The sequence below is a fragment of the Phyllobacterium sp. genome (assembly GCF_037994425.1).
In the GTDB taxonomy this organism is placed as follows: Bacteria; Pseudomonadota; Alphaproteobacteria; order Rhizobiales; family Rhizobiaceae; genus Phyllobacterium.
Window position 1 is genome coordinate 1 of the sequence record NZ_JBBNAM010000174.1, and the last position, 8,655, is coordinate 8,655.

8 protein-coding genes are annotated in these 8,655 nt (G+C 57.2%); all 8 read right to left on the minus strand.

The genetic code is table 11. The features are described 5' to 3' along the window. Positions 1-267 precede the first annotated feature (267 nt). Complete coding sequence (locus tag AAAB35_RS12830; protein WP_340668667.1) at positions 268-2,616, minus strand: PAS domain-containing protein; 2,349 nt, start codon at positions 2,614-2,616, stop codon at positions 268-270. Positions 2,617-2,642: 26 nt separating this feature from the next. Continuing rightward, positions 2,643-3,281: a chemotaxis protein CheC gene (locus AAAB35_RS12835; RefSeq protein WP_112665426.1), complete on the minus strand. Its 639-nt coding sequence runs from the start codon at positions 3,279-3,281 to the stop codon at positions 2,643-2,645. After that, positions 3,278-3,661 (minus strand): response regulator, encoded by a 384-nt coding sequence (locus tag AAAB35_RS12840; protein WP_018859670.1) that lies wholly within the window; start codon positions 3,659-3,661, stop codon positions 3,278-3,280. The genes AAAB35_RS12835 and AAAB35_RS12840 overlap by 4 nt, the downstream gene beginning before the upstream one ends. Before the next feature lie 77 nt (positions 3,662-3,738). Beyond that, positions 3,739-3,999: a hypothetical protein gene (locus AAAB35_RS12845; RefSeq protein WP_112825206.1), complete on the minus strand. Its 261-nt coding sequence runs from the start codon at positions 3,997-3,999 to the stop codon at positions 3,739-3,741. Next, on the minus strand, positions 3,996-5,957 hold the full coding sequence (locus tag AAAB35_RS12850) for a chemotaxis protein CheA (protein ID WP_340668668.1): 1,962 nt from the start codon (positions 5,955-5,957) through the stop codon (positions 3,996-3,998). The genes AAAB35_RS12845 and AAAB35_RS12850 overlap by 4 nt, the downstream gene beginning before the upstream one ends. Continuing rightward, positions 5,945-6,826 carry a protein-glutamate O-methyltransferase CheR gene (locus AAAB35_RS12855; RefSeq protein ID WP_340668669.1) on the minus strand — a complete coding sequence of 294 codons (882 nt, stop codon included), beginning with the start codon at positions 6,824-6,826 and terminating at the stop codon, positions 5,945-5,947. Before AAAB35_RS12855 ends, AAAB35_RS12850 begins: the two co-directional genes overlap by 13 nt. Further along, on the minus strand, positions 6,826-7,911 hold the full coding sequence (gene cheB / locus AAAB35_RS12860) for a chemotaxis-specific protein-glutamate methyltransferase CheB (protein ID WP_340668670.1): 1,086 nt from the start codon (positions 7,909-7,911) through the stop codon (positions 6,826-6,828). Before cheB ends, AAAB35_RS12855 begins: the two co-directional genes overlap by 1 nt. Next, on the minus strand, positions 7,908-8,655 hold a 748-nt coding region (locus AAAB35_RS12865; protein WP_340668671.1), incomplete at its 5' end, for a chemotaxis protein CheW. The genes AAAB35_RS12865 and cheB, both read right to left, overlap by 4 nt.

The following is an 8,655-nucleotide window of genomic DNA, read 5'->3' on the forward strand; positions in this document are numbered from 1 at the left end:
TCGCGGCGTAATGCCACTCGTCATCAAAATGGGTTTGGAGCGTTAGGCGCATTAATTGACCCTTTCAATGGTTCAAATAATGCATTTTTAGAAATTATTCAACCCATCAAAGTGGGTTGAATGACTATCGTCTGAACTGACGATCGACTTAGACAGCGCCATAGCACCGATCAATCCGCCCTCCGTCGTAACCTCGGCACATCCGCACTGTAGAAGCGGCGCAAATGTTCCGCGCGGTAGTAGAAGACGCCTTCAAGCGTACGAAAATCACTTCGTCAGTATTTCTTTCACTTTTTGGGCAAGATCATCAAGGGCGAAGGGTTTCGTTATCATCTCCATGCCAGGCGCCAGGAAGTCTGCGCGAGACGCGGCCGTTGCAGCATAGCCCGTGATGAACAGGACGCTCAACGTGGGCCGCGCGGTTAGGGCGATTTCGGCAAGTTGGCGCCCATTAAGACCTGGCAAGCCGACGTCCGAAATCAGCAGATCGATTCGTCCCTTGCCCTCGAGGTACGGTAGCGCCTGGGTCCCATCGATCGCCTCCAGAACGCGATAGCCCAGATCGTTGAGAACATCGACAACGAGCAGGCGGACCGCATCGTCGTCCTCGACGACAAGGACGGTTTCGCCTTCTCCGCGTGGTGCGATAGAGTCTTCCTCGCTCGCTTGATCAACCGCAGGTTCTCCTTCAGTGCTGCGTGGCAGGTAGAGTTTTATCGTCGTCCCAATGTCGAGTTGGCTGTAAATTCGGGCATGACCGCCTGATTGTTGCGCGAAGCCATAGATCATCGAAAGTCCGAGTCCGGTTCCCTGTCCAATCGGCTTGGTCGTAAAGAAGGGATCAAAGGCCTTATCGATTGTCGCTTGTGACATTCCCGTGCCCGTATCGCTGACCGCCAGAACCACATAGCTACCGGGCCTGAGCGTCTCACCTTTAGCGAGATCAGCTTGCGAAAGTGTCACGTTGGTCGTCTCGATAGTGAGTTTTCCGCCGTTCGGCATAGCGTCGCGTGCGTTGATTACTAGATTGAGAACAGCGCTCTCAAGCTGGTTTGCGTCAGTCACTGCTTTCCAAGTGTCGGGGCCGGTCATGATCTCGAGCTCGACCTGTTCGCCCAGGGTTCGGCGAAATAGCTCCTCCATCGAATGAACGAGCTGCGTGAGATCGATGGAGTGACGGTCGAGGGACTGACGGCGGGAAAACGCAAGAAGCCGGTGGGTCAAGGCAGCGGCGCGGTGTGCAGAAGATGTTGCGGCATCAATGAACTTGTCCAGTTCATCCAGACGACCGGCCGCGATCCGACGCTTGAGAAGTGACAGTGCGCCAATGACCCCCGTAAGCATGTTGTTGAAATCGTGTGCTATCCCGCCGGTGAGCTGACCGACCGCCTCCATTTTTTGCGCTTGCCGAAGTTGGTCTTCGGTTTGCTCCAGGATCGCCTTTTGCTGTTTCTCAACCGTTATATCGCGCCCATAGGCGTAGACGAGGTCGTCTTCACGGGAGGTCATCCAGGACACGATGCGTTCAGAACCATCTGCGTGGATAAGGGTCGCGTCCAGTTCGGCATAGACGTTCTCGATCGCCTTCTTCAGTTCGGGTTGAACAGCCTCCCTTTGATCCACTGCCACGAAGTCGAGGACCTTCTGCCCTACGACTTCTTCGACCTGGTGTCCGAGGATTTGCTGCCAAGAGGGGCTGACGTCGCGGAACACGCCATCCAAACCGATCACGACGAGAAGGTCGCGCGAATTCTTCCACACGCGATCGCGATCACGTACGCTGTCGCGAGCGATTTCGGACAGCTTCTGGTTCGCCTCTCTCAGGCTCTCTTGGGTCTGTTTTGTTTCTGTAATGTCAAAGACTACGCCGACATAGCGTCGGGCGTTCGATTCCAGATCATCCACGTATTCTCCCCGACGCGCCAGCCAGCGCTCCTGGCCATCGGCGGCACGCCTGACACGAAACTCGATGTCCTGTTCGTTCTGAAAGCCATTTGGACCGCTCAGATCAATCAGTGGGTCGTCGTCAGGGTGGATGAGATCATTGAGCGTCCGGATCGGAAGGACTTTGGTCGGGTGAAGGCCGAAAAGCCGACAAAATTGTTCCGAAACGGTAATGGTGCCGAAGCCGACAAGGTGTTCGAACGTGCCTATGCCGCCTGCCGACTGGGCAATGCGCAACTGCTCGCTGGTGCGTTTCTGCTCGGTGATGTCAACGAGAACGCCGACAAATTTCATTGGCTCGTCGTTCTCGCTGAAAATAGTCCGGCCTCGGGCGTGCACCCAGCGATAGCCGCCGTCATTGCGCAGCAGTCGATACTCTTTAGAAAAAACCTCTGATCCGGCGAGAATGCCGGCGACGGCCAACTTCACCCTCTTCAGATCGTCGGGATGAATGGACACATAGAATCTGTCCGTCGATACACCATCGGCGAGGGCGACGGGGTCTTGATGGGTTATCGCAGCAAATTTCGCGTCAGCGACAAGTCGACGCGCCGGGATATCCCATTCCCATCCGCAGGTCGCGCCGGCGGCATCGAGGGTCAATTCCAACCGGCGCTGAGCCGCATCAAGTGCGGTCGGCATTTCTGTAGACGATTTGGCATCTTCAATCATGGATGCGGCCAGTTGTATGGTTCACGCTACGGGCTTTCCATCATGACGCGGTCGATAAAGTCCGCGATGTGCTGCTTGAGTCTCTCCATCGATGGCAAATCCATAATCATCGCAATATAGCCGCGAATATCGTGCTCCTTTACCGAGAAGTTGATGTAGAGGAAGAGAACAAAGCCCTCCTCATTCGAGCCTGGCAGGATCTCGAACAAAAGATTGCTATCGCCGCGGCGAACATGGGGAAGCGACATTTTCAGCGTGTGCTGCAGCATGTTTGCCATGGACCCAAGACAGCCATTCAGAATGACATTGCCTGTTTCGGCAAGGGCTTCTTCTTCTATCGCGGCAAGTTCGCTTTCTCCCAAGTCATCGCCGACGATCGCGCGAACGAGCGATAACCCGTCGCTTTCGGGAAAGATCAGAAGCGCTCGCCCTGAGAACGGGCCTTCGAACTGTTGTTGGACAGCGATGAGTTTCTCGCTCTCACGCTGGCCAATCAAGGACGCGGCAGACTTCCGGGTAACGATCTCAACGGAAGGTACAGACAGAATAACCTGCTTGTTCACCATCTTTCTGAGGCTGGCAGCAGCGCGGCTCACCCCGATATTGACGAGTTCCGTCAGGGCGTCGAGTTCGAGCTCGTCTAGGCCTACGGCTTGATCACTCATGTTGCCGCTTTCTTGAGCCGGAGCGCGGCCCCGGAAATGAAGCCACTCAACGCATCCTGGGTTACCGGCTTTGCAACAAACGTCGCATTGAGCGCGCGCACCCTGGCGACAATCTCATCCTGGACGTTCGCCGTAATCACGGCGATCGGCATGCTGGGATGGCTAGCGCGTAGCTCGGACGCCAGTTCGAGGCCGTCCTTGTCAGGCATGTTGAAATCGAGAATGGCGACGTCGATCTGCTCGGACCTGACGATCCCAAGGGCGTCCGCAGCGCTCGCCGCCTCAACGCGCGTCCAGTCTGGCTGCAAAGCAGCTATTGCCTTGCCTGCTACGATGCGCGCCAATTTACTGTCGTCTACCACCAAAACTTTCACTGTCATTCTACAATCCCGTCGTCAGGTAGCCGTTCTACCGTGTACTCGTACTACCATTATTTGTCGTTTTATGCCCTAGCAAATCAGGCGTCTTCTTTGTCGTTCCGTAGATAGGCTTCTATTCCCAAGAGAACCTGCCCGAGCGCCATCGAGCTGGGTGATCCGCTGATTTTCGGCCTGAAAACCAGCAATGCCTGCCAGAGTGCGGTGTGGATCGACGTGGCCTCACCAACATCAACAGGGGCAGATGGGTGGTTCTCAAGGTAATTCACTAGCGTTTCGACCTCCTCGACACCGCAAGGTCCGGAAAGCGCAATAACGTCGCCGTCAAGAGTGACTGTCATCGCACAAGATCCTCCATGTCGAGGACAAGTAAAACCCGGCCGTCGCCCAATAGTGTGGTACCAGCAATCCCGGCGACGCCCTGCAACAGACCGGACAGGGGCCGCGTCAGAGTTTCAGAGCGTTCCGCGATTTTCTCGACCGCAATGCCGATCTTGCCTCCTGCCGTTCGCATGATAAGGACCTTAAGATCACCGGAGGGAGATCCAGAGGAAGGCAACTGGAGTAGTTCGCGCAGATGAAGCAACGGGACGGTTTGATTGCGCAGGACGAACGCCTGGCCCGCTCTTACACACTGAACGGCGCTGGCCGGCAATCTATGTGTCTCCACGACATCCGACAGCGGGATTCCATAGCGCTCGCCACCCACCTCCACGATCATGAGCTGGGTCATCGAGAAACTGATCGGCAGTTTCAGACTGAACGATGTTCCCGATCCGACCGCGCTGCTTAGTTCCACCGACCCGCCGAGCTTCTTGATGGAACTCTGTACGGCATCAAGGCCGACCCCGCGCCCCGACAGGTCGGAGATCGACGACGCTGTAGAGAAGCCAGGCGCAAAAACCAATTGAAGGACGGCCTCATCAGACGAAGCGGTTGCCTGAATTTCCGATATGACACCCCGGTCGACTGCAGTCGCGCGGACACGCTGCGGGTCGATGCCGCGACCATCATCGGCCACTTCGATTTCGATCTGGTCACCGCGTTGCCGGGCAGTCAGGCGGAGGCGCCCTCTGGCCGGCTTGGAAAGCTGCAATCGCTCGGCCTCAGGCTCGATTCCGTGGTCGAGGCTATTTCGAACAAGGTGCAGCAGCGGTTCGAAGAGGTTCTCGACGATTTCGCGATCCGCTTCGACTGTCTCACCTTCGATGATCAGATCGAGTGCCTTGCCAAGTCTTGTCGAGGTTTCTCGTACCAGTCGGGGAAAGCGGCGGAATACGTGTTCGAGCGGGATCAGGCGCGCTTGGGTAACGGCGCCGTAGAGGGAGGCGACAAGCAGCTCGATCTCGTGGTGGCTCGACAATATGCGCCTCGCCAGCCGGCGATTGCCAAGCTCTTGCGCTTCGCCTGCTAGCGGCACAAGCCCGTTTTTGGCAACAATCAACTCACCAGCGATCTCGACCAGCTTGTCGATACGCGCGGAATCGACCCGCATGGTTGTCGATTGGCGTTCAACGGAGTGATCGGACGGCGTCCCCGATGGAACGGCGGGAAGCTTCGCGTCGTCTGCGGGCAGAGCGAGAAGCTCGACCTGGTCGGGTATGAGCCGGAACACCGCTTCGGCCTCAGCCAGAGCCCCCCCGGACAAAGCCTCAATCAAAAGATGACATCTGAACGGGTCGTAGTTTTGCGGGGAGGTTTGGGGCTCTTTCAAGAAGATGTTCAGATGCCGGAGGTCTGGGACCTTCGTCAGGGTCGCCAGCGGATCGTCGCCGTTGAAGAAGCATTCGGGATGCGGTTCATAGCGAATGGCAATTAGGCTTCCCTCGGAATCTGAGGCGGGAGCTTGCTCACGCAAAGACAAAGCCCAGCCTGGTATTTGCTCAGGTCCAGGTCCGATCACATCGTCGACTTGATCGGTCATTTCGCCGCTAAGGATTCCGATCAGTCGCGGAGCCTGTTTTTCTTGCGCCTCCGACAACCGCCCCGTCTGAGATATGCCGGGGAGACTGTCTTCAACCCACTGAACCACAGCGAGAAGACAATCAATCAGTGTGCCATTAACGACGATCTTATCGGCCCGCGCCCGGCTCAACAGATCTTCCGCCTGATGCAAGACGGCGAGCATCGAGCCAAAATCGAAGAGACCAACAGAGCCTTTCAACGTATGAATCGACCGGAATGCACTCTCAAGGCTATCCCGTTTCTGTGGATTTGACTCCAGCGACAGCAGATCCTCGGTGGCCTGCTGGACCAACTCTCGCGCCTCGGTGGCAAACTGAACGATCAATTCATCCATTCATTTTTCCCTCGTCTTTCCCGGTAGACGATGGCGTCGGGAAACCGGACGGGTTCGAAGGTCTCCGAAATGCGCGACATGGACTCGGTATGCCCCAGGCAGATAAAGCCGCCGGGATAGAGGAGCTCGTGAATATTACGAGCTGCAATCTCGCGCGCCGCCTCATCGAAATAGATCAAAAGGTTTCGGCAGAAGATCACATCGAAACGCCCAATTGCGGCCAAGCTTTGCCGATCGATGATGTTGCCTTTCGCAAACGTCACAGACTCCCTTAAATCGCTGATCAGTCGGCGTTGCTGATCTTTCTCCGGGTCGAAATACCGATCAAGGATGTCCTTGGGAATCTTCGACAACGACCGCGGCCCGTAATATCCTTCGACGGCCTGCTTCAGGACGTCGGTATCGATATCCGATCCAGTGATCTCGACATTATAGGCGTCGACCAGAGGCCAGTTCTCCAACAGCCAGATGGCAATCGAATACGGCTCCTCGCCGCTGGAGCAGGGCATCGACCAGATGCGAATTCGGTCGCCAGGTCCCTTTGAGCGGATAACTTCCGGCAGGATCGAGTTGCTCAAGCATGCCAACTGGTGCTGCTCGCGGTAAAAATACGTCTCGTTAACCGTGAAGCTGTTGATGAGCAACTCAGTCTCGCGTGGGTCTCCGCGCAGGACGCCAATATAGTTCCTGGCAGACGCGGATTGTCGTTGCGCGATTAGGTCCGCCACCCGGCGCTCGATGTAGTAGCGTTTCGTCTCGCCGAAAACCATACCGCTTCGCTTGTATATTATGGCGCATATCTCCTCGAGATCGGCGGCGGAAAGCGGAGATGCGCGGTCATCGCTCGGCTCGGCGGGAGTAGTCGCCATCAGCTAACCCGATCCAGCAGGGAGGTTCCGATGTCGTCAACCCTCGTAGTCTCGCTTGCGCCTTGAAGGCGCACCAACTCGCCCGGCATGCCCCACACGACGGCAGTGTCTTCGGATTCGGCAATCGTATAACCGCCGCTGGCGTGAAGATCTGCCATCGCAGCCGCCCCGTCACTTCCCATCCCAGTCATCAGTACGCCGACGAGATCGGCTGCCGGCACATGCTTCATAGCTGAGCGCACCATTCGCTCAACGCTTGGATGCCACCGGTAGGCCGGGTCGCTGGGGGCGGCCATTGCGACCAGCGCCCCGGCACGGGACGATATTACGATATCGGCATCTCCCTTGGCGATATAGACATTCCCCGGTTCGAGCTTGATCTGTTGCTTTACCTCGCTGACGTTGAGCGCGCAAATCTTGTTCAGGCGCCGGGAGAGGGGGCCGGTGAAGGAGGCGGGCATGTGCTGCGCCACCACGACCGGAAAGCGAAAGTCTGCCGGGAGCTTGGCGAGGACTGCGTCCAGCGCCGGCGGACCGCCTGTTGATGCCCCGATGAGGACAAGACCGGGTTTGCCAGGGTCGCGAAACAATCTATCGGCTGCGTCTCGCCGACTGAACGGCCTCGAGGGCGATGGTTGTGGCGCCATATGCGCCATGCGCACACGCTCGGCCAGACGTCGGCTGCGGCGAATGCGAACCGTTGCTGCCATACGAACCTTCTCGACCAGGCGCGGGGCAAGGTCTTCGATCCCAAGCGAGATTGCGCCACCGGGCTTGGCGATAAAGTCGACCGCTCCAATCTCGAGAGCGGCCAAGGTCTCCTCAGCGCCTTCTTCGGTGAGCGAGGACACCATGACGACCGGGCAAGGGTAATCCAGCATGATGCGGTCCAGACAAGCCAGTCCGTCCACAAGAGGCATATGGATATCGAGGGTTACAACGTCAGGCCGGAAGCTCGAAATGACCTTTAAGGCTTCGGCGCCGTCCCGTGCAAACTCGATCTCGAAATCACCCTCGTCAGTAAAAATCTGCCCCAGTAGCTTTCGCATTAAAGCGGAATCCTCGACGATGAGCAGGCGGATCACGGCCCCACCGCCGCGGTCACATCGTTCGCGATCGAAGCCACCACATCTCGTTCGGCCCGTGACAGAAGCTCCTGGGGATCGATCAGCAGTATCATTCGGCCGTCCGCCTCAATATGGGCAACTCGGTCAAAAACATCCGTTTGTTCAGAGGAAAATTTTGGTGCCTCTGATAGGGCGGACGACGCGATTGCCTTAACCTCAGATACACCGTCGATGACAAACCCTGCCTGCAGTTGGCCAAGCGTCAAAACAATGGCGCGGGTCTTGGCCGATTGCTGCGTCGAAGGCGTGTCGAAACGCGCGCGCTGGTCGATAAGGGGTACAGCTTTGCCGCGAAGATTGATGACGCCCACTACAAAACTTGGAGCGCCGGGAACGCGCGTGATATCGCTTGGAACTCGGACGACTTCGTCGACCGATCTGACCGGAAGGCCGTAGGTTTCATCGCCGAGCTGGAAGATCAGAAATTGCTCAAGTGCCTCGCCGCTTGTTCCTGTCGCCTCCATCGGCTTCGCTCCTTGGTTCCTGGCGATTGCCTGAGTGACCTCCTTGTGGCCGAACAGTTTTTCTGGCGATAAAATGGAGATAAGCTGTCCACCCTCGGCAATCCTGCCGATAGCCTCGATCTGTGCGTCGCCTCGCCCCTTCTGAAGCACCGCAGGAATCGCATCTATGGCGTGATCGGGGAGACGGCGAATAACGTCGAGATCATTGACCACAAGTCCCAACAGTTGACCCTCGTGC